Raw genomic sequence first — 24062 nt, forward strand, 5'->3', positions numbered from 1 at the left:
CCTCCTACTGCCCTGAGTGCCGTCCCCGCCGACGGGGAGCGCAGTGCGCGGGCTGGTGCACCGGCTCGACCTCGGCGGCCGGCGGGATGTCCAGCGCCAGCTCGGCGTCGGTCACGGTCACCGTGTCGCCGTGGTGCCCGATCTCCAGGGGCTCGCCGGACACGAGCTGGTAGACGACCTTCTCCCGGCCGATCCGGACCCGCAGGCAGCGACCCTGGTAGACGACCCGGAAGGCCAGCCCGGTCAGCTGCGGGGGCAGCCGCGGGGCGAAGGTCAGGTGACCGTCGTGGTCGCGCATGCCGCCGAACCCGGCGACGGCCACGGTCCAGCCACCGGCCAGCGAGGCGATGTGCAGGCCGTGCCCGGAGTTGCCGTGCAGGTTCTGCAGGTCGGTGAGCGCGGCCTCGCCCCAGTAGTCGTAGGCCAGCTCGAGGTGCCCGCACTCGGCCGCCACGACGGCCTGCTGGGCCGCCGACAGCGAGGAGTCGCGGACGGTGCGGGCTTCGTAGTAGGCGAAGTCGGCGACCTTCTGCTCGTGCGTGAAGGCGTCCCCGCGCAGGTGCAGCGCCATGACCAGGTCGGCCTGCTTGACCACCTGCTTGCGGTAGATCTCGAAGTAGGGGTAGTTCAGCAGCAGCGGGTACTTGTCCGGCGGGGTGCCCTCGAAGTCCCACTCCTGGTGCCGGGTGAAGCCCTCGCTGGTCATGTGCACGCCGAGCTCGTCGTCGAACGGGATCCGCATCTTCTCCGCGGCCTCGGACCAGACGGCGACCTCGTCCTCGGTGACCTGCAGCCGCGCCGCGACCCCGGGCTGGCGGTGCACGGCGGCGACCGCCTCGCGCAGGTTCCGCTGGGCCATCAAGTTCGTGTAGACGTTGTTGTCCACCACGGCGGTGTACTCGTCGGGGCCGGTCACGCCGTCGATGCGGAAGCCGCGGCCGTCGTCCATGTGCCCGAGCGACGCCCACAGCCGGGCGGTCTCCACCAGGATCTCCGTGCCGTGGTCGGCGTCGAACGTGTCGTCCTGCGTGGCGTTGCGGTACCGGACGACGGCGTCGGCGATGTCGGCGTTGACGTGGAACGCCGCGGTGCCGGCCGGCCAGTACCCGCTGGTCTCCTCGCCGCGGATGGTCCGCCACGGGAACGCCGCGCCCTTCTGCCCGAGGACGGCGGCGCGCTCGCGGGCCAGGTCCAGGGTGCTCCACCGCCAGATCAGGGCGTCCCGGACGGCCTCCGGCGCGGTGTAGGTCAGCACCGGGAGGACGTAGGTCTCGGTGTCCCAGAACGCGTGCCCGTCGTAGCCCGGGCCGGTGAGGCCCTTGGCCGGGATCGGCTGCTTCTCCGCGCGGAGGCCGGCCTGCAGGACGTGGAACATGCCCACCCGCACGGCCTGCTGCAGCTCGTCGTCGCCCTCGATGGTGACGTCGGCCTGCGCCCAGTGGCCGTCCAGCAGCTCGCGCTGCTCGGCGGCCAGGCGGTCCCAGCCGGCCAGCTTGGCCACCGCGAGGGCGCCCTCCACCTGGTCCCGGACGGCGGCCGAGGACCGCCGGGAGGACCAGCCGTAGGCCAGGTACTTGACCAGCCGCAGCTTCTCCCCCGCCGGCAGCCGGGCGGCCAGCGTGTAGCGGGCGAGGTCCGGGGAGACCTCCAGGTCCTCGCTGGCGCTGTCGGGGATGAGCACGTCGTGGTCCATGCCGGCGGCCATCCGCAGCCGGCTGGTCGTGGTCTGGTGCACGAGCACCGCGTGCCGGCCGCGGCCGGTGTGCAGCTCGGACTGCAGCGGCTTGCGCAGCGCGGCGGCCGCGCGCGGGTCGTCGGACCCGGAGTTCTCCACCACCTCGTTGGCCAGCAGGTCGGACTGGATGGCCACGTAGAGGTCGCCGCCGTCGTCGGTGCAGCGCACCTCGTAGCGGATCGCGGCGATCGACCGGCGGGTCAGCGAGACCAGCCGGGTGCTGCGCAGCTCCACGGTCCGCCCGTTCGGCGAGCGCCACTCGGTGCACCGCCGCAGCACGCCGGCCCGCAGGTCCAGGGTGCGCTCGTGGGAGATGATCTGGCCGTAGTCCAGGTCCAGCGGGGAGTCGCCGACCAGCAGCCGGATCAGCTTGCCGTCGGTCACGTTGACGACGGTCTGGCCCTCCTCCGGGAAGCCGTAGCCGGCCTCGGCGTAGGGCAGCGGGCGCTCCTCGAAGAAGCCGTTGAGGTAGGTGCCCGGGACGACGGAGGGCTCGCCCTCCTCCAGCGTGCCGCGCATGCCGATGTGCCCGTTGGCCAGGGCGAACACCGACTCGTTGACCGCGAGGCTGTCGTGGTCGATGCCGGTCTCGGTGAGCGCCCAGGCCTCGATCGGGAAGTGCGCGCGCCCCTCGGTCACGACGGGTCCCCGAGCAGCTCGGCCAGGTCGGTGACGACGACGTCGGCGCCGTGCTCGCGCAGCGCGTCGGCCTGCCCGACCCGGTCCACGCCCACGACGTAGCCGAAGTCCCCCGCGCGGCCGGCGGCCACGCCGGACTGGGCGTCCTCGAAGACCACCGCCTCCCCCGGCTGCAGGCCCAGGGCCCGGGCGCCGGCCAGGAACGTGTCCGGCGCGGGCTTGCCCCGGTAGCCCTCCCGGGCGGTCACCACGCCGTCGATGCGGGCGTCGACCAGGTCGGCGAACCCGCCGGCGGCGATCACCTTCTCGCCGTTGGCCGACGCGGTCACCACGGCCACCGGCAGGCCGGCGTCCTTGACCGCCCGCAGGTAGCGGACCGAGCCCTCGTAGACGGTGACGCCGTGCTCGTCGAGCTCGGCCTGCACCAGGTCGTTCTTGCGGGTGGCCACGCCCTGCACGGTCTGCTCGTCGGGACCGTCGTCCGGCGTCCCCTCGGCCAGCTCGATGCTGCGGGAGGCCAGGAAGTCGCGGACGCCGTCCGCGCGCGGCTTGCCGTCGACGTAGCGCTGGTAGTCGGCATCGCTGAACTCCGCGGCCTGCGGGTCGCGGGCACGCAGGAACTCGTCGAAGGTCCGCTTCCAGGCCGCCTGGTGGACGGTGGCGGTCTGCGTGAGCACGCCGTCGAGGTCGAACAGGCAGCCACGGATGGTCTCGGGTAGTCCCAGCACGGGGCAGACGGTACGGCTGCCGCCTGGTGAGCGGGCGCGGTCTCCCCCTCCTAGGTTGGGTACGACCGATCCACCGCACCGGAGGAGCACCCGATGTCCCGTCAGACCCCGCCCAACCCGTACGACTTCCTGCCCGAGGTGCCCGAGTTCGCCCTGACCAGCTCCGATGTGCGCGACGGACAGCCGCTGGGCCGTGAGCAGGTCAGCGGCAAGATGGGTCTGGACGGCGAGGACCGCTCCCCGCAGCTGTCCTGGTCGGAGTTCCCCGAGGGCACCAAGGGCTTCGCCGTGACCGTCTACGACCCCGACGCCCCCACCGCCAGCGGCTTCTGGCACTGGGCGGTCACCGGCATCCCCGCCTCGGTCACCGAGCTCCCCTCCGGTGCCGCCGACGGCGGCCTGCCCGAGGGCGCCGTGCAGCTGCGCAACGACGCCGGGTTCGCCGGCTTCGTCGGTGCCGCTCCCCCGGCCGGCCACGGCCCGCACCGGTACTACGTGGTGGTGCACGCACTGGACACCGACGACCTCGGCGTCCCGGCGGAGGGCTCCTGCGCGTTCCTCGGCTTCAACCTGTTCAGCCACACGCTGGCCCGGGCCACCCTGGTGCCGACGTTCGAGGTCTCGTGACCCGCGGCGTGTGACCCGGACGGCGGTGGGTAGTGCACAACCCATGAGTCGCTGGGGTGGTCGCACGGTCGCGGTCACCGCGGTGCTGGTGGCCGGTCTCCTGGTGGAGGCCGAGGCTGCCCAGGCTGCGCCGGTCGCCGTCGTCCGGTCGGTGCAGCCGACCGCCCTGGTCGCCCCGTTCCCCGCCGTCTCGCCGATCGGGGCCGCGCTGGTCGGGTTCGGTCCGGTCGGCACGCTGGTCGCCGCCGTCGCGCCCGTGCAGTCCCCCGAGCCTCCGGGCACGACCGCCGACGCGGTCGCCCGGGGCTCGGCGGGATCCTGGGCGGTCGGGGACGTCGACCGGCCGGTGCCCACCGCGTCGCTGGTCAAGCTGTACCTGGCCGAGGGCATCCTCGCCACCGCCCGGACCGCCGGCACCGCGCTGCCCGCCGAGGACCTGGCCCGGATCGACGCGGCCCTCACCAGCTCCGACGACCTCGCGGCGTCCGAGCTGTGGGTGGCCTACGACGGCCCGGCGGTGCTGGCCGACGTGGTCGCCCGCTACGACCTGCAGGGCACCTCGGCACCCACTCCCGACCCGGGCGCCTGGGGCCAGACGCTGACCACCGCCGCCGACCCGGCCCGGTTCCTCACCGAGCTGCCCGACCGGGCGCACCCCGACGACGCCGAGCTGCTGCTGGGCGCCCTGTCCCGGGCCACCCCGGCCGGTGCGGACGGCTTCGACCAGTCCTTCGGGCTGCTGGGTCCGGGCCGGTCGGCGGGGACGGCGGCCAAGCAGGGCTGGATGGTGCTCGACGGGCAGCGGTACCTGCACTCGATCGGCGTCGTCGACGACCGGGTGGTGGTCGTGCTGGCCACGTTCCCCGTCGACGTCGTCGACTGGCCGGCCGCCCGGGCCGCGGTGGACGCCGCGGCGGCGGCGCTCAGTCGCTGACGCGCTCGGCGACCAGCGTGGTGCCGATCCGGGCGAAGCCGACCCGCTCGTAGACCCGCGCGACGTCGTCGTCCCCGGCGGCCAGGAAGACCGTCTGCACGGTCTCCCCGGCGTGCTCGACCAGCGTGGAGGCCAGCCCCGCGCCCAGGCCGCGGCCGCGGAAGCGGGGCAGCGTGGCCACGCCGACGATCTCGCTCATGCCGGTGCCGTCCACGTCGACCGGCTGGTGCGAGCCGACGGCGACCGGCTCGCCGTCCTCGACGGCGATCATCATGACCGTGCGCCCGTCGGCGATCCGCTCGCGCAGCACGCTGGTGGGCTGCGGGGGGTCGACCAGCCGGTCGGGGGCCGCGCCGGGCGCGGAGGAGATGGGCCCGGCGGTCGCGCCGACCGGGGTGGCGAAGGCCAGCTGGGCCAGCCGCTGGTAGGTGGCCAGCTGCGGGTCGTCGGCGCCGACCAGGAAGAAGCGGACGCCCTCGGGGAGGGTGACCTCCACGTCGTCCACGGCGACCAGCAGCGGCAGCTCGTCGATCCCGAGCCCGGCGCTGCGGGCGGCCTGGGCCAGGCCCGGGTTGCGCTGGGCGAACCACTCGAGCGCCTCGGGCATGCCGGACTCCCGCTGCAGCGCCAGCGCCGCCTCGATGTCGGCGACCGGCACCGGCCCGCCACCCGGGTGCGGGCGCGCCGGGTAGGGCCACTCGGCGGAGCCGACCGGGACGTCGAGGGCACCGACCCGGCGGACGGCCGTCTCCGGGAGCGGGGAGAGGGCGAAGTACTGCTCGATGCGGTCGAGCAGACCCGGTCGCGTCGGCACACCCGAACCCTAGACGCGCCCGACCGGGTGCACCCGGCGACGGGGCCCGGGCCCACCCGGGCGAGGTGGACGGGTGGGCCGACGGCACCATGGTCGCCGTGACGGTCGCCCCGCGGAGCCATCCCTCGCCGTACGCGGCGTTCGACCGTGACCAGTGGCGTGCCCTCGCGAAGAACCAGGACCTGCCGCTGGACGCCGCCCAGCTGGCCCGGCTGGCCACCCTGGGCGACCGGATCGACCTGGACGAGGTGCGCACTGTCTACCTGCCGCTGGCCCGCCTGCTGGCGCTGCAGGTCGCCGCCAGCCGCCGGCTGTGGACCGCCCAGTCGGAGTTCCTGGGCACCAGCACCGCGAAGATGCCGTACGTGATCGCCGTCGCCGGCAGCGTCGCGGTCGGCAAGAGCACCACCGCCCGGTTGCTGCAGGCCCTGCTGGCCGCCCAGCCGGACACCCCGCGGGTCGACCTGGTCACCACCGACGGCTTCCTGCACCCCAACGCGGTCCTGGAGTCCCGCGGTCTGCTCGGCCGCAAGGGCTTCCCGGAGACCTACGACCGCCGGGCGCTGCTGCGGTTCCTGGCCGACGTCAAGGGTGGCCGGGGCTCGGTGACCGCGCCGCTGTACTCCCACCAGTCCTACGACGTCCTGCCCGGCGAGGTGCAGCTGGTCGACCGCCCCGACGTCCTGGTGCTGGAGGGCCTGAACGTGCTGCAGGCGGGCAACCGTGCCGACGGCCGGGTGCCGGAGGTGTTCCTGTCGGACTTCTTCGACTTCTCCGTCTACGTCGACGCCGGCGAGCAGGACGTCGAGCAGTGGTACGTGGAGCGGTTCCTCGCCCTGCGCCGGACGGCGTTCCAGGACGAGGGCGCCTACTTCCACCGCTTCGCCGACCTGACCGACGCCGAGGCCGTCGAGACCGCCCGCGGCATCTGGGCGGCGGTGAACGGACCCAACCTGCGCACCAACATCGCCCCGACCCGGTCGCGGGCCCGGCTGGTGCTGCAGAAGGCTGCCGACCACTCGGTGAAGCGGGTCCTGCTCCGCAAGCTCTGAGCGGCTCAGTCGGGCAGCTGGGACCGGCCGGCGTCGTCCAGGGGCCAGGCCGGGTTGTGCGCGATCTCCCAGCGGTGGCCGTCGGGGTCGGCGAACACCCCGTTGTAGCCGCCCCAGAACGTGGCGGTGCCGGGCCGCAGCACGGTGCCGCCGGCGGCGGCCGCCTCGGCCAGCACCTCGTCCACCTCGGCGGTGGACCCCACGGTGTGGGCCAGGGGGATGCCGCCCCAGCCGCCGGTGTCGTCGGCGACCTCGGAGTCGGCGGCCAGCTCGGTGCGGGACCACAGGCCCAGGTGGGTGCCGGCGCCCTGCAGGAACGCGACCTCCTCCTGGGACTGGCTGGACTCCCGCCAGCCCAGGGCCGCGTAGAACGCCCGGGCCCGGGCGAGGTCGGTGACGCCGAGCGTGATCAGGGTGATGACCGGTCTCATGCGGTGACCCTGGCACGGGCCACCGACGATTCCGCGGGCATGCTGTCGGCCGTGGACTGGGACGAGCAGGTGGCGCAGCTGTGGGCCGGTGACGTGGACGCCCCGGACTTCGTGGCCCGGGCGGCGGAGCTCGCCGCGGCCTGCCCCACCGGGGACGGGTCCGGGGTGTTCGAGCTGGCCGGGGCGCACGACTCCACCGGTCACCCGGAGCAGGCGGTGCCGCTCTACGAGGAGGCGCTGCGGCTGGGGTTGGTGGCCTCCGGCGCCGGCGGGCCGCCGTCCAGCTGGCCAGCTCGTACCGCAACCTGGGCCGCCCGGCCGACGGCGCGCAGCTGCTCGAGGCGGAGCTGGACCGCACGTCCGACGACCTGGACGACGCCGTCCGGGCGTTCCTCGCACTGTGCCTGGCCGACCTTGGCCGGGAACGGGAGGCGCTGGGCCTCGCGCTGGGCGCGCTGGCTCCCCGGTTGCCGCGCTACCAGCGGTCGTTGGCCGCCTACGCCGCGGAGCTCGCCCGGTAGAGGTCGCGCAGCACGGTGATCTCGGCGCCGTGGTGGATCAGCTCGCGGTTGAGGTGCAGCACCAGGTGGGCGAAGGGTGCCTGCTGGTCGACCGGGGTGGCCTGGCTGCGCCCGACCGTCCACAGCTCGTCCTCGGACAGCCCCGCGATGCCCTCCCGCCAGGCGCCGACCGCCTCCACCAGCGCCGCGACCCCGGCCTCGGCGCTGGGGTGCGCCAGCACCAGGTCGTCGCGCCGCCGGGTGCGGCCGCCGAAGGTCCACTCCCAGCGCTCGGTGAACACCTCGACGAGGTGCGAGACCAGCCAGGCGATGGTGCGCGGCCCGGGGTCGTCGGGGCCGTCGGGCCACTCCACCACCCACTCCCCCGCGCCGGCGGTGCGCCGGCTGGTCTTGCTGCGCGGGGCGATCGAGAGGGCCCACGGCGCGGGCTTCCAGAAGTACTCGTCGTCGGCGAGGTCCTGCAGGTGCTCGTGCAGGTCGAGCCAGGAGAACCCCAGCTGGCCGGCGAGCAGCGAGGCCACGTCGGGGCGGGTCAGCACGTCCCAGTCGAACTCCGGCGATCCGTAGGTCATGGACCACACCCTGGCACCGCCGGGCGCCCGGGTCGACGGTGTCGTACCCCCGGAGCATGGTGGATCCGACCGCATCGACGAGGAGGGGCCGTGATCGTCCCGACCATCCGGCAGGTGGTGCTCGACGGCACCGACATCCGCACGCTGGCCGAGTTCTACCGGCAGCTGCTCGGCTACGAGTACCGGCCCGGGGACGAACCCCCGGCCGAGGGACCAGACGAGCTGGAGTGGCTGGTGCTGCGCAGCCCCGGCGGCGCGCCGCAGCTGGCGTTCCAGCAGGTGGAGCGGCTCACGCCGACCACCTGGCCCGAGGACGACGTCCCGATGCAGCTGCACCTGGACTGTTCCGTGCCCGATGTGCTGAGCCTGCAGCAGGTGCTGCAGACCGCATTGGGGCTCGGGGCGACGCTCCGGCTGGACCGCAGCGAGGACCCGGACGAGCCGCTGTACGTGCTGGTCGACCCGGCGGGGCATCCGTTCTGCGTCTTCGTGGAGGCGCCGCTCTGAGAGCCCGGCCTACTCACCTGCTGTGGGTGGGCGGAAAGGGCTCGGGGCGCAGTGTCGGGAGCAAGGCGCCCCGGGCTACCCAGGTTTGTCGTATTGGTGCCGATTGAGCGGCCGCACGGGTCGTGCCGACGAGGGACGACGGTGGTGGCGCAGGTGGTGACCGATGCGGACGCCGCCCGTCCGACGCGATCGACCTGCCCCCGCAGCACCACCCAGGTGTCCGCGTCGAGATCAGCCCCGTCGGTCCTCCTGGATAGGGGGTCCCCCAACTGGTCGCCCTGGACGCGTCGAGTCGTCGCCGCTCGATCGGCATGACCGACCCGACTCGGCAGACCGCCCAGGTGAACGAGTCGCTCCCGAGCGGCCCTGCGTCGACACACGGGCGTCCCCGAACTGGCCGCCGGAGCCGCGTCGAGGTCGTCGCCGCCCGATCGGCACAGCCCTCCCCCGCCTGATGCCTCCCCACTGACGACGACGGTCCAGACACCGGTCGACTTCTTTCGTCACGCCAGGTGGCGGCCCGCTAGCAGAGAATTAGCTGTTCAGGACGCTGTTCGGGCGCCGTTTCTGTCAGACCCCTCTGGTGGACTGGGTCCATGACAGCGACGGCGCGACGGTTCCGGGTGGAGGTGACCCCCTACGTCACCGCTGTCCCCGTCGACGCTGCGCCGGTGCCACGGCTGACCGAGCTCGCGGCCGCCGCCGGGCTCTCGGGTACCGAGCTGGACGCGGAGCTGGCCTCGGTGGCCAAGCAGATGTCGGCCCTGGCCGCCTACCGCGCCGGCCTGATCGAGCGGAAGGCCACCCTCGGGGCCCGGCAGCCGCTGCCGTTCGCGCCCGGTGCGCGCACCGACACCCGCCCCGACGCCGACCCGGATCTTGACCCGTCACTGCAGACCGCCGATGACTTCCTGCCCGACGAGGTCGCGGTCCTGCTGAACATGTCCGTCGGGTCGGCCCGGTACCTGGTGGATGACGACCTGACGCTGGTCCGGCAGTTCCCGGCGGTGTGGGATGCGTTGGCTGATCAGCGGATCGATGAGACCCGTGCCAAGGCCATCGTGCGGGCGCTGCGCTACCAGGCCCGGTCGTGGGGCGGCCCGGTCGACGACGCGATCGTCGACGCGGTCGCCGCCCGCGGGGTGGCGTGGGCCGCGGCAGGGTGCGCGCCCTCGACGTTGCGCGTCCGGCTCGAGGCCGCGCTGATCGCTGCGGACCCTGCGGCGGCGGACCGGCGGCGGGAGTTGCGCAAGCGGGAGGCCGGGGTGCGGGTGCAGGGCACCGGCGACGGCCTGGCCGACGTGCGGGTGGCCGGGATGGAGGCTGCGACCGCGAAGCTGGTGAAGGCCCAGCTGGCGGCGTTCGCGCGGGAGCGGAAGGCCGACGGAGACGACCGCCGGGCCGGGGAGATCGAGACCGAACTGGTCGCCACCCTCATCACCCGCCCCTGGGAAGCCCAGGACCCCGTGGTCGCCCACGTGACCATCAACGCCGACCTCGCCGACCTCCTCCCCGACGCCCCGGCGAAGGCCGAGTCGGCGGCAGCCGAGGGCGCCGTCCCCAGCGACGAGACAACCGAGGACGAAGCGACCGAAGACGAAGCGACCGAAGACGGAGCGACCGAGGACGAGGCGGCCGAGGATGGCTCCGCCGACGACGACGCGGCCGACGACGACGCGGCCGACTACGAAGCGATCAGCGTCCCGGCCGCCCGTGATGCGGGCTGCGGTAGCCGGGTCGGGCACGTCGGCGGATTGCCGGTCACCCCGGCCGCGGTGCGGTCCCTGCTGCACCGCATCGACGCCCTCGGTCTGACCCACCCCGACGGCGGAGACCTCGACCTCACCATCACCGGCGAGCGCGGCCGACTGCTCGCCGTCGCCACCCCCGAGGAGCTGGTCGCCGCTGCGAAGGGCGGGCGTGGACTCGGACCGCCACCACCAGCTCCTGGCTACACACCGACCGCAGCCCAGTACCGGTACCTGCGCGCCCGCGACCGGCACTGCCGCTTCCCCGGCTGCCGACAAGTCGCCCGGACCTGCGACGCCGACCACGTCATCCCCTACGACCACCACGACCCCGAACGGGGTGGACCGACCTGCGTCCGCAACCTGGCCATGCTCTGCCGCCGGCACCACCGGCTCAAGACCCACGCGCCCGGCTGGCGGTTCGCCATCGACGCCGACGGCACCCTGCACGTGACCACGCCCGGCGGCACGACCCGGACCACCCGGCCACCGGCGATGGGTGAGGTCCTCGACCTGCTCGAGGAGTCGCCGCCGCCCTACGACCCAGCCGCCGACCCACCACCCTTCTGACCGTCTGGCCTCGACAGACGACCCGCTGAGCGGCGTTCGGCCGCCCGGGTGGGCGTCCCGTCCAAGGTGATCACCCAAGGCTTCGATACGGCCGCCGGACGGCCATCGGTTCTCGGGGTGCGGGCCTTCGCGGTGGCCCGGGCCGGGTTCGACGGGAGGGGGTGCTCTGAGGCGAGGTCCGGCACAGTGGCGGGGCCCTGGGCCACGCGGTCGCCACGCTGGCCGGTGGCGGAGCTGATCCGGAGCGACTCGGACGCAGGTTCGGTGGCCGACGCGACTGCAGTCCGACGGGGCGGGACCCAGGGCTCCGGGTCGTCGGAAGGGGGGGGTCAGGCCAAGCGCCGGTTCCGCCAGGCAGCACGATCAGCAGCGGCAGCCGGGTCGCCGTGGCGTCGGCGGAGGGTGGGCACACGGCCCGACGAGGGCAGCGGGAGACTGGGTGCATGAGCTCTGCCGACGACCTCGCGGGCAGCCCCGCCGTCCCCGACGCCACCCGCCGCGCCCCGCACGACCAGGCGTTCGGGCCCTGGGTGCAGACCACGCTGGCCGACGGCTGGGACCCCGAGCCCGAGGCGCCGCATCCTGCCCACCCGGGCGCCGCCGCCGCCGCTGCCGCGCACCGCGCCCGCCTGCTGGCCGCCCTGCCCGGGGGCACCGTCGTCGTCCCGTCGGGCACCGCTCCGGTCCGCGCCAACGACACCGTCTACGGGTTCCGCCCCGCCAGCGCCTACACCTGGCTCACCGGTGACCAGGCCGAGGGCGCCGTCCTCCTCCTCGCCCCCGACGGCGCCGCCACGATCTACCTGCCGCCCTCCGCCGGGCCGGGCACGCTCACCTACGTCACCGACCGCCGCGAGGGCGCACTCTGGGTCGGCGGCGTCCCCTCCGCCGCCGGCACCGCCGCCGCTCTCGACGTGCAGGTCCGACCGCGCACCGAGCTCCCCGCCGCCCTCCGCGCCGCCGGTGACGCCCGGGTCCTCGGCGGTGTCGACCCCGACCTGGGACCCGGCGACCCCGAGCTGGGCCGCACGGTCGACCGCCTCCGCGCGGTCAAGGACGACTGGGAGATCGACCGCCTCGCCGACGCCTGCGCCGCCACCGCCCGCGGGTTCGCCGACGTCGTCCGCGAACTGCCGGAGCTCCTCGCCGGCGACGGCCGGCGCGGCGAGCGCTGGCTCGAGGGCACCTTCTGGCGCCGCGCCCGCCTCGAGGGCAACGACGTCGGCTACTCCTCCATCGTCGCCGCCGGCACGCACGGCACCTCGCTGCACTGGGCCCCCGTCGACGGCGACATCCGCCCCGGCCAGCTGCTGCTCGCCGACATGGGCGTGGAGACCACCTCCCTCTACACCGCCGACGTCACCCGCACCCTGCCCGTCTCCGGCACCTGGACGCCGGTCCAGCGCCGGGTGCACGACGCCGTCCGCGAGGCCCATGACGCCGGCATCGCCGAGGTCCGCCCCGGCCGCGACTTCCTCGCCGCCCACCGCGCCGCGCAGTGGGTCCTGGCCGACCACCTCTGCCGCTGGGGACTGATCCCCTGGTCGGCCGACGACGCCCTGCACGAGGACCTCGCCCGCCCCGGCGCCGGCGCCCACCGGCGCTACACCCTGCACTCCACCAGCCACCTGCTCGGCCTGGACGTGCACGACTGCGCCACCCTGGACGGCGCCGAGTACCTGGCCACCACGCTCCAGCCGGGGCACTGCCTCACCGTCGAGCCCGGCCTGTACTTCCAGGTCAACGACCGCACCGTCCCCGACGAGCTGCGCGGGGTCGCCGTCCGCATCGAGGACGACCTCGTGGTCACCGACGGCGCCGCCCGGGTGCTGTCCGACGCGCTGCCCACCGACGCCGACGAGCTGGTCGCCTGGATGGCCGACGTGCAGGCCCGGCCGCGCGAGCTGTAGCGGCCACGCACCGCCGGGTTCCCGCCCTCACCGCACAGCGGATGAGGGCGGGAACCGCGTCAGTGGGTCAGGCCTGGGCGACGACCTCGCGCTCGACGCCCGCGGTCTCGGTCTCGCCGACGCCTTCGGGGTCGCCGTGCGGGGCCGGGACCGCGCCGGCCTCCGGTGCGACCTCCTCGAAGGCCTCCGGCGATGGGCAGGAACAGACCAAGTTCCGGTCCCCGTACGCACCGTCGATGCGGCGCACCGGCGACAGGTAGGACCGGCCCACCAGCGCGCGCACCGGGTACACCGCGGTCTCCCGGCTGTACGGCTTGTCCCAGTCCCGCGCCAGCATCGCCAGCGTGTGTGGGGCGTTGCGCAGCGGGTTGTCGGTGGCGTCGAACTCCCCGGACTCGACCCGGGCGATCTCGCCGCGGATGGCGATCATCGCGTCTACGAAGCGGTCGATCTCGCCCAGGTCCTCGCTCTCGGTCGGCTCCACCATCAGCGTGCCGTTGACCGGGAAGCTCATGGTCGGGGCGTGGAAGCCGTAGTCGACCAGCCGCTTGGCGATGTCGTCGTTGGTGACGCCGGTGGCCTTGGTGATGCCGCGGATGTCCAGGATGCACTCGTGGGCCACCAGGCCCTCCGCGCCGGTGTAGAGCACCGGGTAGTGCTCGCGGAGCCGCGCGGCCACGTAGTTGGCGGCCAGGATGGCGTGCTCGGTGGCCCGGGTCAGCCCGTCGGGGCCCATCAGCCGCAGGTAGGCCCAGGAGATGGGCAGGATCCCCGCCGAGCCGAACGGGGCGCCGGCCACGGCCGGTCCGGTGCCGCCGGTCTCGACCAGCGGGTGGCCGGGCAGGAAGGGCACCAGGTGCTCCCGGACGCCGATCGGGCCGACGCCGGGGCCACCGCCGCCGTGCGGGATGCAGAACGTCTTGTGCAGGTTGAGGTGGCTGACGTCCGAGCCGAACCGGCCCGGCCGGGCCAGGCCGACCAGGGCGTTGAGGTTCGCGCCGTCGACGTACACCTGACCACCGGCGTCGTGAACCGCGGCGCAGATGTCGCCCACCGCGGTCTCGAACACCCCGTGCGTGGACGGGTAGGTGATCATCAGCGCGGCCAGCCGGTCGGCGTGCTGCGAGACCTTGGCCCGCAGGTCGGCGACGTCGACGTTGCCCTGGTCGTCGCAGGCCACCACCACGACCCGCATGCCGGCCATGACCGCCGACGCGGCGTTCGTGCCGTGCGCCGAGGACGGGATCAGGCAGACGTCGCGCTGCACGTCCCCGCGCGAGTGGTGGTAGCCGCGGATGGCCAGCAGCCCGGCGAACTCGCCCTGCGAGCCGGCGTTGGGCTGCACGCTGACCGCGGCGTACCCGGTGATCTCGGCCAGCCCGGTGCACAGCTCGTCGATCAGCTGCGCGTAGCCGCGGGCCTGCTCGACCGGGGCGAAGGGGTGCAACCCGGCGAACTCCGGCCAGGTGATCGCGGCCATCTCGGTCGCCGCGTTCAGCTTCATCGTGCAGGAGCCCAGCGGGATCATCGTGCGGTCCAGCGCCAGGTCCTTGTCGCTCAGCGACCGGAGGTAGCGCAGCATCGCGGTCTCGCTGCGGTGGGCGGAGAAGACCGGGTGGGTCAGGTAGGGCGTGCTCCGCCGCACGGCCGCGGGCAGGGCGTCGGTGACGTCGTCCAGACCGCCCGGCTCGACGCCGAACGCGGCGGCGACCTCGCGCAGCGTGTCCACCGACGTGGTCTCGTCGCAGGCCACCGCGACGGTGTCGGCGTCCACCAGCCGCAGGTTGATCCGGCGCTCTGCAGCGGCCGCGACGACGTCGACCGCCCGGCCCGGCACCGCGGCCAGCACGGTGTCGAAGAAGTGCTCGTGGACGACGTCCACGCCACCGGCGCGCAGCCACCCGGCCAGCGTGGTGGCCGACCGGTGCGTGCGGGCCGCGATCGCCGCCAGGCCCTCGGGCCCGTGGTAGACGGCGTAGGCGCCGGCGATGACGGCGAGCAGCACCTGCGCGGTGCAGATGTTGCTGGTCGCCTTCTCCCGGCGGATGTGCTGCTCGCGGGTCTGCAGCGCCAGCCGGTAGGCGACGTCGCCGTCGGCGTCCACCGAGACGCCGACCAGCCGGCCGGGGAGCTGGCGGGCCAGGCCCTCGCGGACCGACAGGTAACCGGCGTGCGGGCCGCCGTAGCCCATCGGGACGCCGAAGCGCTGGGTGGTGCCGCAGGCGACGTCGGCGCCCCACTCCCCCGGTGCCTCGACCAGGGTCAGCGCCAGCAGGTCCGCGGCGACGACCACCGCGGCACCGGCCTCGTGCGCGGCAGCGGTCAGCGCGCGGTGGTCCCGGACGGCGCCCGAGGCACCCGGATAGGCCAGCAGGACGCCGAACGCCCCGGCCTCGGGCAGGTCGGTGGGCCAGCCGGCGGTCAGGTCGGCCACGTGCAGGGTGATCCCCAGCGGCTCGGCCCGGGTCTGCAGCACCGCGAGGGTCTGCGGCAACGTGTCGGCGTCCACGACGAACACCGCGTCGGGCTTGGCCTTGCCGGCCCGCCGGACCAGGGTCATCGCCTCGGCGGCCGCGGTGGACTCGTCGAGCATGGAGGCGCCCGCGACCGGGAGCCCGGTGAGGTCGGCGACCGTGGTCTGGAAGTTGATCAGCGCCTCGAGCCGGCCCTGGCTGATCTCGGGCTGGTAGGGCGTGTAGGCGGTGTACCAGGCCGGGTTCTCCAGGATCGTGCGCTGGATGACCGCCGGGGTGGTGGTGCCGCTGTAGCCCAGCCCGATCATCGAGGTGAACACCTCGTTCCGGGCGGCCCGCTCGCGCAGGGCGGCCAGCACCTCGGCCTCGCCCTGGGCGGCGGGCAGATCCAGCGCGCTGCGGTCGCGCACGACCTCGGGGACGGCGGCGTCGACCAGCGCGGCCAGCGACGGCTGACCGACCGCGGCGAGCATGGCCGCGGTGTCGTCGGTGCGGGGGCCGATGTGCCGGGCGGCGAACGCGCCGCGGGGCTGGAGATCGGCCAGGGCGGGGAGAGGAGCTGCGGGGTCGACCACGACCCCGAACGTACCCGCTGGCGGCTAGGCGGAGGCGCGGCGGCGGCGACGGGCGGAGAGCTCGTCGTCGGCCTCGACCGGACCGCCGTCCAGGCGCTCGGCGGGCAGCTCGGCGAGCTCGCCGGTCAGCTCGCGCAGCGCGCCGGACACCGCGATGCCGAACACGCCCTGGCCACCGGCGAGCAGGTCGACGACCTCCTCGGCCGAGGTGCACTCGTACACCGTCGCGCCGTCGGACAGCAGGGTCACGTTGGCCAGGTCCTTGACCCCGCGGGTGCGCAGGTGGTCCACGGCCTTGCGGATGTTCTGCAGCGAGACCCCGGTGTCCAGCAGTCGCTTGACGACCTTGAGCACGAGGATGTCGCGGAAGCTGTAGAGGCGCTGGGTGCCCGAGCCGGTGGCGGTGCGGACCGACGGGGCGACCAGACCTGTTCTCGCCCAGTAGTCCAACTGCCGATAGGTGATGCCAGAGGCCGCACACGCGGTGGGGCCCCGGTAGCCGAACGCGTCGGAGTCGGCCTCGTCGTAGGAGGGAGCACCCACTGCCGCGTCGGTGAACAGCTGGCCCTGGTTGCCGTCGCCCACGTCAGCGTCCTCCTCGTCGTGCGGCCCGATCCGGAGACCCGGCCGGCGCCCCGCGCGACCACCGAGCTGTGCGCTCGGAGTTGCACCGGGGTGATTCGTCGAAGGTAGGCCCGCCCGGTGGGGCGGTCAACCGCGGTCGGCGGCGTGTCGACCAGGTCACCCCAGAGGGTGACCTGGCTGTGACCTGCGATCGGCACGCCGTCACGGCCCACTCACGCTGGGTCAGGGGCTGGGGTCCGACGTGGGATCCGGGCCGAAGAAGTCGTCCGGGCTGACCTGGTCGAGGAACTCGCGGAACTTCTCGACCTCGTCCTCCTGCTCGTCGGGGATCTCGATCCCCACCTCGTCGAGCAGTGCCTCCGCGCCGTAGATCGGCGCACCGGTGCGGACGGCGAGCGCGACCGCGTCCGAGGGGCGGGCGCTGACCGTCCGCTCGTCGCCGAAGACGAGCTCGGCGAGGTAGATGCCGTCCTTCATCTCGGTGATGTGCACGGCCTCGAGGCTGGCCCCGAGCACGGTGACCACCTCGCGCAGCAGGTCGTGGGTCATCGGCCGGGCCGGCCGGACCCCCTGCTGCTCGAACGCGATGGCCGCGGCCTCGACCGCGCCGATCCAGATCGGCAGGTAGCGCTCGCCCTGCGTCTCCTTCAGCAGCAGGATCGGCTGGTTGCCGGGCAGCTCGACCCGGACACCGACCACTCTGAGCTCCTGCACGATGGGCCTCCCCCGGTCGGTGCTGGACCGACCACGAGGGCCGGACGACGGTTCACAACGTACGCCGCGGGTCAGGCCCCGGCGTCGGCCCCGAGGACCTCGCGGAGCCGGGCCTCCAGCAGCGCGGTGTGCAGCTGGGTGGACAGCGTGCCCAGCTCCCGCAGCTGCTCGGCCGCGCGGGTGTGCGCGTCCTCGGAGCGGGCCATCAGCACCGGGGCGACGACCTGCTCGACCAGGGCGGCCTCGCGCTCGGCGCTGGTCCGGTACACCCGCAGGTGCCGGGGCTCGATGCCGTGCCGGGCCAGACCGCCGGCGGCCCGGGCCACCGCCAGGGCCGACGCCGGGAACCGGCCGTCGGCACCCGGGGTCAGCAGGCCGTACTGCACGCAGTCGGCCAGCTGGGCGTCGTCGAGGTCCGCCGCGGCCGCGAAGTCGGCGGCCGACAGCGGCTCGCCCTGCTCGGGCTCCCGGGCCGGTGCCGGCTGCGACTCCGGAGCCGTGACCTCGGGGCGCGCCGGCAGCGTGGCCGGCGACTCGCCCCGGTCCAGCGCGTCCAGCTGCTCCTTGATCACCCGCAGCGGGAGGTACTGGTCGCGCTGGGCGGCCAGCACGAACCGCAGCCGGTCGATGTCGGCGGTGGAGAACTTCCGGTATCCCGACGGCGTGCGCTGCGGGTGGACCAGGTCCTCGCCCTCGAGGTAGCGGATCTTGGAGATCGTCACGTCGGGGAACTCGTCGCGCAGGTCGGCGAGCACCTCGCCGATGGTGAACCGGGGCCGGCTGTCGGCCCCGGTCGCGCCGGCACCCGGCGCGGGCTCCCCGGCCCGGGCCGCCGCGGTCACGACGAGGCGGGCTCGCCGGTGCGCGGCCCGGTCAGGTAGACCAACCGGAACTTGCCGATCTGCACCTCGTCGCCACCGGCGAGGGAGGCGACGTCCACCGGCTCGCGGTTGACGTAGGTGCCGTTGAGGCTGCCCACGTCGTGCACGGTGAAGCCGCCACCCTCGCGGTGGAACTCCACGTGCCGGCGACTGACGGTCACGTCGTCGAGGAAGATGTCGCTGTCGGGGTGCCGACCGGCGGTGGTGACCTCCTGGTCGAGCAGGAAGCGGCTGCCCGCGTTCGGGCCACGCTTGACCACCAGCAGGGCGGAGCCGGCCGGGAGGGACTCCACGGCGCCGGCGTGCGCGTCGAGCGGGGTCTCACCGGTCTGGGGGGCCTCGCCGGAGTCCTCGCCGCCCACCTTGGGGATGACGCTGGTGGACTCGCCCACCCGCTCCGGGGACAGGGCCGAGCCGCACTGCGCGCAGAAGCGACTGCCCTCGGGGTTCTGGTGTCCACATCGAGTGCAGTGCACGGTGTCTCCTCCGGATGTGCAGGCGGCACCGCCGCGGACTGTCTTCTCAGGCCGCGGCCGGCCGGCGGACGACGGGCCGGGCGGCCCGTCGAGGGTCGGCCGCCGCTGTCAGCGGGCGGGCCGGGATCATGGAACCAGTCGGCCGACCCGAGGGTCAACCGGACGTCGAGGCTGAGGGTGGGTCCGTCGCGGCACCGTCGCGGTGCCGTCCCGGATCACTCTCGGCGAGCATAGTGATCGCCGCATCCCGGGTGACCGGGGGTCGGCCCCGGCGGCTGCCGGGCGGGTCGGGTCAGCCCTGGTCGACCAGGGTCTGGTAGGCCTGCGCGTCCATCAGCTCGGCGGTCGGGTCCTCGGTGTCGCCGGTGACCTCGATCTCCAGCAGCCAGCCCTCGCCGTAGGGGTCGGAGTTGACCGTCTCGGGGGTCTCGGCCAGCGCGTCGTTGACCGCCGACACCGTCCCGGCCAGCGGCGCGTAGACGTCGGACACGCTCTTCGTGGACTCGACCTCGCCGATCGGGTTGCCCACGGTGAGCTCGTCGCCGACGGCGGGCAGCTGGACGAACACGATGTCGCCCAGGGCGTCCTGCGCGTGGTCGGTGATCCCGATGCGGACCACCGTGGCCGCACCGGAGGTGCCCTGGACCTGGGCCCACTCGTGCTGGTCGGTGTAGCGGCGGTCCTCAGGGGTGCTCATGCGTCGTCCTTCTCTCAGTTGCCGTCGGGGTCAGCGTATTGGGGCTCGTCGAGGGGGCGCAGCGCGTCCACGACGACCTGGTCGGACTGCACGATCCGGACGTCGCCGCCCTCCCGGCGGACCGTGGCGCTCACCCCGCCCGGGATGTCCATGGCGGTGGCCAGCACCTGCGGCTCGCCGATCACGACGAAGACGTAGGGGGCGGTGACGGCCTGGCCGTCGATGCTCAGCGCGCCGGCGGTGCCGGTCACCGCGCTGCTCACGCCGATCCGGACGTCGTCGACCTGCATGGTCTCCGCACCGGCGCCGCGCAGCTCCTGGACGGCGTTGAGCAGGATGGCCGGGGTGATCTCCCCGGCCGGGTCGGTGAGCGTCATGGTCAGCCCCTGGCCCTGGGCGGCCAGGCTGCCGTTGAGGATGCCCAGCTCGGTGGCCCGCTGCTGCGCCTCGGCCAGGGCCGCCGCGGACTGGCTGTCGGTGTCGGTGAGCTGGTCGAGGGCGGTCCGCTGCTCGGAGATCTGCTGGCGCAGCCGGTCCTCGCGGGAGTTGACGTCGTCGAGGATGCTGACCAGGTCCTCCTCGCGGGCCCGGTCGTAGTCCTCGCCGCCGTCATGGCTGCGCACCTGGACGGCGAAGGCGAAGCCCAGCAGCAGGGTGAGCGCGCCGATCAGCGCGGCGGCCAGCCGGTCCCGCCGGCCGTGCCGCAGCTGGTGCCAGACGGACGGAGGCCGGGCCTCCCCCACCGTCTCGGGCTCGGTCTCGACGGCGTCGGGCCCGGGAGCCTCGGGCTCGGGCCGGGCCGGGTCCTGGTCGGTCATGGCTGCCTCCCGCTCAGGCCCGGAAGAGGTGCCGGCGGATGGCGGCGGCGTTGCCGAAGATGCGGATGCCCAGCACGACCACGACCGCGGTCGACAGCTGGGCGCCGACGCCCAGCTGGTCGCCCAGGAACACGATCAGCGCGGCCACCACCACGTTGGACACGAAGGACACCACGAACACCTTGGCGTCGAAGATCCCGTCGAACCGGGCGCGGATGCCGCCGAAGACGGCGTCCAGGGCCGCGACGACCGCGATCGGCAGGTAGGGCTGCAGCCACACCGGGACGCTGGGGTCCAGCAGCAGGCCGAGCACCACGCCCACCGCGAGGCCGAGGATGGGGATCACCGGGTCAGTCTCCGTCGTCCGTGGGGGCGCCGTCGGCCGGGGTGCCCGCGTCGGTGGTCGGGTCGACCGGCCGCGCGGAGCGCAGCTCGACGCTGCCGGCGCCGGTCAGCTCGAGGCCGTCGCTGCGGACCAGGTCGAACTGCCAGTCGTAGGTCACCGCGAGCTGGCCGAGGTTGCGGACCTCGGGCGAGGTGAGGAAGCCGTTGTTCAGGCCGACCGGGTCGCCGATCGCCTCGACGACGTACGGGCTGGTGACCGGGCGCAGGTCGACCAGGATCGCGCCGCCGGCCTGCCGGATCGTGGTGGTCGGCCCCAGTCGCTGGCCGTCGACGCTGATCGCCTCGGCCCCGGCCGCCCACAGCGCGTTGACCAGCAGCTGCAGGTCCCGGTCGAGCACCTGGGCGATCTGGTCGTCGGCGGCGCCGGTGGCCACCGGGTCGTCGTCGGCGGAGGGCAGCGCGTTGCCCAGGGTCACGGTCAACCCGGGCCCGGTCACCGGTTCGGCGGCCGCACCGGCCTCGGCCTCGGCGAGCCGGCCCAGTGCCCGCTGGCCCACGGTGGACGCCGACAGCGCCTGGTCGCGCGCGGTGCCGACGTCGGTCTGCAGCTGGGCGAGCGTGGCGACCAGGTCGTCGGTCACGGCCGACTCGCGGTCGATGTCGGCGATCAGCGCCGCCCGGCGCTCCTCGCGCTCGGGCGCGGCCGCCGAGGCCTCGTCGTAGGTGAGCGCGGCCAGGAAGCCGGCCAGCACCATGACCACCGCGACCAGGACCTGCCACCCGCGCCGGACCCGGCGCGGCGGCGCGGTGCCCGCGGCCCGGGCGGCGGCCGCCTGCGCGTAGGCCGGGTCCAGGGTCTCGGCCAGCACCTGGTCGAGCAGGGAGGCGCCCAGCGAGCGGGTGCGGGAGGCCTGCTGGGTGCTCACCGCTCCGCCCGGCTCTGCCGCACCAGGCCGACGGCCTGCACGACGTAGAGGACGCCGGAGAGCAGGTACAGCGCGCCGCCCCAGATGGTCAGCGCGTAGGCCGGCGGCGCGATGACGGTGGCCAGCCAGCCCGTGCCGTCGGCCATCAGCAGGCCGGGGAAGGCGTACAGCAGGATGAAGGTGGCGGCCTTGCCGAGGTAGTGCACCTGCAGCGGCGGCCAGCCGTACCGGCGCAGCACCAGCAGGACGACGGCCAGGACCAGCTCCCGGACGACGATGACCGCCACGAACCACAGCGGGACGACGTCGCGCAGCACGAAGGCCACCAGCGTGGCCACGATGTAGAGCCGGTCGGCCGCGGGGTCCAGCAGCGCGCCGAGCTTGCTGGACTGGCCGAGCACCCGCGCCAGCTTGCCGTCGGCCCAGTCGGTGACGCCGGAGACCATGAGGACCACGACGGCCCAGCCGTCGGCCTCGGGCCCCAGCAGCAGCCAGAGGAACAGCGGGACACCCAGCAGCCGGAGCACCGACAGCGCGTTGGGCACCGTCCACACCCGGTCACCGAGGTCGTCGCGGGAGACCGCGGCGGTGCCCTGCGAACCAGCCGTCGTCACGCCGTCCTCCCCCGTCTCCGCGCCCGTGGTCGGGCGCTGCCCAGGCTAGTGCCCGGGTCCGACAGGTTCCGGTTCCCCGGGCCGGCCGGGTGCGGTGGGTGCCGGCAGGTCGAGCACGCGGCTGGTCTGCAGCCGCCAGGCGAGGTGGGCGACGCCGGCGCGGAGGCGGCCGAGCCCGTCGAGCGGGTCGAAGCCCAGCGTCGTCGTGATGATCTCCAGCCGGTGCTGCAGCGTGCTGTGGTGGATGCCCAGGGCGCGGGCTGCCTGCCGCGCGGACCCGCTGGTGGTCAGCGCGTCCAGCGTCGCCGCACCCCAGGGGTGCTCGTCCACCGCGGCGACCAGCTGGACGTCGGGGTGGTGCGCCCCGGCCGGCTCCTCGGCGAACATGCTGACCAGCCCGGCGTAGGCGTCGGCCCCCACCGAGCGGGTGGCGCCGCGCCCGCACAGCCGCAGCGCGACCACGGAGGTGCGGAACGAGTGGTCCAGGTGGTCGGGCGTGGTGGCCACGCCGACCCCGCTGGGGCCGGCCTGCACGACCGCGGTGGCCGCGGGCACGACCAGGGTGTGCAGCGGCCCGTGCGCGGTCGGGACGACGTCCTCGGGGCCGCCGGGGTGCTCGGCCCACACCGCGAACAGCGGCGCGGTCACCACCCGGTAGGAGGCGGTCGTGGACAGCCCGAGCGCCGCGGCCGCGGTGCGCCGCCGGTCGGCGGGCAGGTCACCGTCCACCAGCACGGCCAGGTGCCGGCGGGCGTCGGGGGCGCCGGCGTCCCGGTCGTGCCGCAGGCGGACGGCCAGGGCCAGCCGCTCCAGGACGATGGCGTCGTTGGCCTCGGCCGGGCCGGTCCGCTCCAGCCAGACGCAGGTGCCCGGTCCCGCCGGGGTGGCCCCCGCGGGCGGACCGTCCGGGGGCGGTCCGTCGGCGAGCTCGCCGCGCGGGGTGACCCGGACCGTGCGGGCGGGCCGCTGCTGGCCGAACCCGGCCACGCAGCCGGCCAGCGAGGCGGCCGCCGCGAGCAGCCCGCGGGTGTTGACCCCGCCGACGGACAGCTCGTCGAAGCAGGCGATGACGCGCAGGGCGAGGCTGGCCTCGGGGTCCAGGCGGGTGATCCGGCCGAGCAGTTCCTGCACGTCACGTCCTCGTCTCGCGCGGGTGCCGAGACAGTAGCCCCGGCGGGGGGTCCCGGTCAGTCCCCCAGCACGGTCTCCACCCAGGCGTCCCGGGCCCGGATCATCTGGCGGGCGACGGCGGTGTGCGGGGCGAACACGTCGCAGGCGTGGAAGGCCCCGCTCCACACGTGCAGCTGGGCGGCGGACCCGGCCCGCCAGAGGCCGTTCGCGTACTCGATGGCCTCGTCCCGGAAGATCTCGGCCGACCCGACGTCGATGAAGGCCGGCGGCAGCCGGCCCAGGTCGGTGGCCCGGGCGGGCGCGGCGTAGGGCGAGACGTCGGGTCCGCCGCGGGCGTCGCCCAGCAGCGCCGTCCAGCCGGTCTCGTTGCTGATCCGGTCCCAGACGCCGATGCCGTCGAACTGGCCGGTGGACGGCGTCGTCCCCCGGTCGTCGAGCATCGGGTAGTCCAGCACCTGGCCGCACAGGGCCGGGCCGCCGCGGTCGCGGGCGGCCAGCGCGAGCCCGGCGGCCAGGCCTCCCCCGCAGCTGGCGCCGCAGACCAGCAGCCGGTCGGGCCGGATGCCGAGCTCGCCGGCGTGCGCGGCGGTCCACTCCAGCGCGGCGTAGACGTCCTCCCGCGGGAACGGGTCGGGGTGCTCGGGGGCCCGCCGGTACTCGACGGTCACCAGCACCGCCCCCAGGTGCTGCACCCAGTCCAGGACCAGGTCGATGCCGCTGAACCGGTCGCCGAACATGAGCCCGCCCGAGTGCACGAAGAGCACGCCGGGCCGGGAGCCGTCGGCGCCGTCCGGGGTCAGCACCGAGACGGTGACCGGGTCGCCGCGGTGGCCGGCGATCTCCCGGTCGGCCCGGGAGATCCGGCGCTCGCGCAGCGTGTCCTCGATCGGGGCGGACGCGTAGGAGGTCCGCATGAAGCCGATCAGGTCCGGGGTGATCGTCGGGGGGAACATGCCGCCGACGACGGCCAGGCCGGCCTTGAGCTCGGGGTCGAACGGCGGGCGGGGCGGGGCGTCCACGGGTGTCCGCACGGGGGTC

General features: G+C 74.6%; 23 protein-coding genes and 1 pseudogene. 7 read left to right on the forward strand and 17 right to left on the reverse strand.

Going from position 1 to position 24062, the window contains the following annotated elements; genetic code table 11:
* Positions 1-4 precede the first annotated feature (4 nt).
* Both LFA75_RS22410 and LFA75_RS22415 read right to left on the reverse strand, forming a co-directional pair.
* Positions 5-2374: a glycoside hydrolase family 65 protein gene (locus LFA75_RS22410; protein WP_225235790.1), complete on the reverse strand. Its 2370-nt coding sequence runs from the start codon at positions 2372-2374 to the stop codon at positions 5-7.
* A complete protein-coding gene (locus LFA75_RS22415; protein ID WP_225235791.1) occupies positions 2371-3102 on the reverse strand; it encodes an HAD family hydrolase in 732 nt (243 codons plus the stop codon). The genes LFA75_RS22410 and LFA75_RS22415 overlap by 4 nt, the downstream gene beginning before the upstream one ends.
* Before the next feature lie 93 nt (positions 3103-3195).
* On the opposite strand from LFA75_RS22415, the gene LFA75_RS22420 reads away from it, so the two are divergent.
* Together LFA75_RS22420 and LFA75_RS22425 are read left to right on the forward strand one after the other, a co-directional pair.
* A complete protein-coding gene (locus LFA75_RS22420) occupies positions 3196-3729 on the forward strand; it encodes a YbhB/YbcL family Raf kinase inhibitor-like protein (RefSeq protein ID WP_225235792.1) in 534 nt (177 codons plus the stop codon).
* 43 nt (positions 3730-3772) lie between these two features.
* Entirely contained in the window at positions 3773-4663 is an 891-nt protein-coding gene (locus tag LFA75_RS22425) for a class A beta-lactamase-related serine hydrolase (RefSeq protein ID WP_225235793.1), read from the forward strand.
* Here the strand turns inward: LFA75_RS22425 and LFA75_RS22430 are convergent.
* Positions 4653-5477: a GNAT family N-acetyltransferase gene (locus LFA75_RS22430; protein WP_225235794.1), complete on the reverse strand. Its 825-nt coding sequence runs from the start codon at positions 5475-5477 to the stop codon at positions 4653-4655. The genes LFA75_RS22425 and LFA75_RS22430 overlap by 11 nt on opposite strands.
* 89 nt (positions 5478-5566) lie before the next feature.
* Here LFA75_RS22430 and coaA point away from each other — a divergent pair, with 89 nt between their 5' ends.
* Entirely contained in the window at positions 5567-6529 is a 963-nt protein-coding gene (gene coaA / locus LFA75_RS22435) for a type I pantothenate kinase (protein ID WP_225236110.1), read from the forward strand.
* A gap of 5 nt (positions 6530-6534) precedes the next feature.
* On the opposite strand, the gene LFA75_RS22440 is transcribed toward coaA, so the two are convergent.
* Positions 6535-6960, reverse strand: coding sequence for a VOC family protein (locus tag LFA75_RS22440; protein WP_225235795.1), 426 nt, complete (start codon positions 6958-6960; stop codon positions 6535-6537).
* Between the two features lie 39 nt (positions 6961-6999).
* On the opposite strand from LFA75_RS22440, the pseudogene LFA75_RS24210 reads away from it, so the two are divergent.
* A pseudogene (locus LFA75_RS24210) lies at positions 7000-7481 on the forward strand (tetratricopeptide repeat protein).
* Here LFA75_RS24210 and LFA75_RS22450 read toward each other — a convergent pair.
* A complete protein-coding gene (locus LFA75_RS22450) occupies positions 7457-8053 on the reverse strand; it encodes a DinB family protein (protein ID WP_225235796.1) in 597 nt (198 codons plus the stop codon). The pseudogene LFA75_RS24210 and the gene LFA75_RS22450 overlap by 25 nt on opposite strands.
* A 90-nt stretch (positions 8054-8143) precedes the next feature.
* Between LFA75_RS22450 and LFA75_RS22455 the strand changes: the two genes are divergently transcribed.
* The 3 genes from LFA75_RS22455 (at position 8144) to LFA75_RS22465 (ending at position 12788) form a co-directional block, all read left to right on the forward strand.
* On the forward strand, positions 8144-8560 hold the full coding sequence (locus tag LFA75_RS22455) for a VOC family protein (RefSeq protein WP_225235797.1): 417 nt from the start codon (positions 8144-8146) through the stop codon (positions 8558-8560).
* Positions 8561-9156: 596 nt separating this feature from the next.
* Positions 9157-10878, forward strand: coding sequence for an HNH endonuclease signature motif containing protein (locus LFA75_RS22460; protein ID WP_225235798.1), 1722 nt, complete (start codon positions 9157-9159; stop codon positions 10876-10878).
* Positions 10879-11321: 443 nt separating this feature from the next.
* Positions 11322-12788: an aminopeptidase P N-terminal domain-containing protein gene (locus LFA75_RS22465; protein ID WP_225235799.1), complete on the forward strand. Its 1467-nt coding sequence runs from the start codon at positions 11322-11324 to the stop codon at positions 12786-12788.
* 67 nt (positions 12789-12855) lie between these two features.
* On the opposite strand, the gene gcvP is transcribed toward LFA75_RS22465, so the two are convergent.
* The 12 genes from gcvP to LFA75_RS22525 all read right to left on the reverse strand — a co-directional run bounded on the left by gcvP (position 12856) and on the right by LFA75_RS22525 (position 24055).
* A complete protein-coding gene (gene gcvP, locus LFA75_RS22470) occupies positions 12856-15837 on the reverse strand; it encodes an aminomethyl-transferring glycine dehydrogenase (RefSeq protein WP_225235800.1) in 2982 nt (993 codons plus the stop codon).
* 24 nt (positions 15838-15861) lie between these two features.
* Complete coding sequence (locus LFA75_RS22475; protein ID WP_455428468.1) at positions 15862-16422, reverse strand: MerR family transcriptional regulator; 561 nt, start codon at positions 16420-16422, stop codon at positions 15862-15864.
* Positions 16423-16644: 222 nt separating this feature from the next.
* Positions 16645-17136 (reverse strand): bifunctional nuclease family protein, encoded by a 492-nt coding sequence (locus tag LFA75_RS22480; protein ID WP_225235801.1) that lies wholly within the window; start codon positions 17134-17136, stop codon positions 16645-16647.
* A 71-nt stretch (positions 17137-17207) separates the two neighbouring features.
* On the reverse strand, positions 17208-17978 hold the full coding sequence (ftsR, locus tag LFA75_RS22485) for a transcriptional regulator FtsR (protein ID WP_225235802.1): 771 nt from the start codon (positions 17976-17978) through the stop codon (positions 17208-17210).
* Positions 17975-18493, reverse strand: coding sequence for an oxoglutarate dehydrogenase inhibitor Odhl (gene odhI, locus LFA75_RS22490; RefSeq protein ID WP_225235803.1), 519 nt, complete (start codon positions 18491-18493; stop codon positions 17975-17977). The genes ftsR and odhI overlap by 4 nt, the downstream gene beginning before the upstream one ends.
* A 292-nt stretch (positions 18494-18785) precedes the next feature.
* Positions 18786-19190, reverse strand: coding sequence for a glycine cleavage system protein GcvH (gene gcvH / locus LFA75_RS22495; RefSeq protein WP_225235804.1), 405 nt, complete (start codon positions 19188-19190; stop codon positions 18786-18788).
* Between the two features lie 14 nt (positions 19191-19204).
* Complete coding sequence (locus LFA75_RS22500) at positions 19205-20008, reverse strand: DUF881 domain-containing protein (RefSeq protein WP_225235805.1); 804 nt, start codon at positions 20006-20008, stop codon at positions 19205-19207.
* 13 nt (positions 20009-20021) lie between these two features.
* On the reverse strand, positions 20022-20354 hold the full coding sequence (locus tag LFA75_RS22505; protein WP_055768226.1) for a small basic family protein: 333 nt from the start codon (positions 20352-20354) through the stop codon (positions 20022-20024).
* 4 nt (positions 20355-20358) lie between these two features.
* The gene (locus LFA75_RS22510) at positions 20359-21279 is read right to left on the reverse strand and encodes a DUF881 domain-containing protein (protein ID WP_225235806.1); all 921 of its coding nucleotides are present in this window, start codon (positions 21277-21279) and stop codon (positions 20359-20361) included.
* Positions 21276-21893 carry a CDP-alcohol phosphatidyltransferase family protein gene (locus tag LFA75_RS22515; protein ID WP_225235807.1) on the reverse strand — a complete coding sequence of 206 codons (618 nt, stop codon included), beginning with the start codon at positions 21891-21893 and terminating at the stop codon, positions 21276-21278. The genes LFA75_RS22510 and LFA75_RS22515 overlap by 4 nt, the downstream gene beginning before the upstream one ends.
* 45 nt (positions 21894-21938) lie before the next feature.
* The gene (locus LFA75_RS22520) at positions 21939-23024 is read right to left on the reverse strand and encodes a helix-turn-helix domain-containing protein (RefSeq protein WP_225235808.1); all 1086 of its coding nucleotides are present in this window, start codon (positions 23022-23024) and stop codon (positions 21939-21941) included.
* A 56-nt stretch (positions 23025-23080) separates the two neighbouring features.
* Positions 23081-24055, reverse strand: a complete 975-nt coding sequence (locus LFA75_RS22525; RefSeq protein WP_225235809.1) for an alpha/beta hydrolase — start codon at positions 24053-24055, stop codon at positions 23081-23083.
* Positions 24056-24062: the final 7 nt, after the last annotated feature.

It is taken from the genome of Klenkia terrae, from assembly GCF_900491935.1.
GTDB lineage: Bacteria > Actinomycetota > Actinomycetes > Mycobacteriales > Geodermatophilaceae > Klenkia > Klenkia terrae.

Bases quoted from the DNA above. Each gene is read 5' to 3' on its own strand.
- LFA75_RS22420 (WP_225235792.1), top strand. From the start codon at position 3,196: ATGTCCCGTCAGACCCCGCCCAACCCGTACGACTTCCTGCCCGAGGTG.
- LFA75_RS22425 (WP_225235793.1), top strand. From the start codon at position 3,773: ATGAGTCGCTGGGGTGGTCGCACGGTCGCGGTCACCGCGGTGCTGGTG.
- coaA (WP_225236110.1), top strand. From the start codon at position 5,567: ATGGTCGCCGTGACGGTCGCCCCGCGGAGCCATCCCTCGCCGTACGCG.
- LFA75_RS22440 (WP_225235795.1), bottom strand. From the start codon at position 6,960: ATGAGACCGGTCATCACCCTGATCACGCTCGGCGTCACCGACCTCGCC.
- LFA75_RS22450 (WP_225235796.1), bottom strand. From the start codon at position 8,053: ATGACCTACGGATCGCCGGAGTTCGACTGGGACGTGCTGACCCGCCCC.
- LFA75_RS22460 (WP_225235798.1), top strand. From the start codon at position 9,157: ATGACAGCGACGGCGCGACGGTTCCGGGTGGAGGTGACCCCCTACGTC.
- LFA75_RS22465 (WP_225235799.1), top strand. From the start codon at position 11,322: ATGAGCTCTGCCGACGACCTCGCGGGCAGCCCCGCCGTCCCCGACGCC.
- gcvH (WP_225235804.1), bottom strand. From the start codon at position 19,190: ATGAGCACCCCTGAGGACCGCCGCTACACCGACCAGCACGAGTGGGCC.
- LFA75_RS22500 (WP_225235805.1), bottom strand. From the start codon at position 20,008: ATGACCGACCAGGACCCGGCCCGGCCCGAGCCCGAGGCTCCCGGGCCC.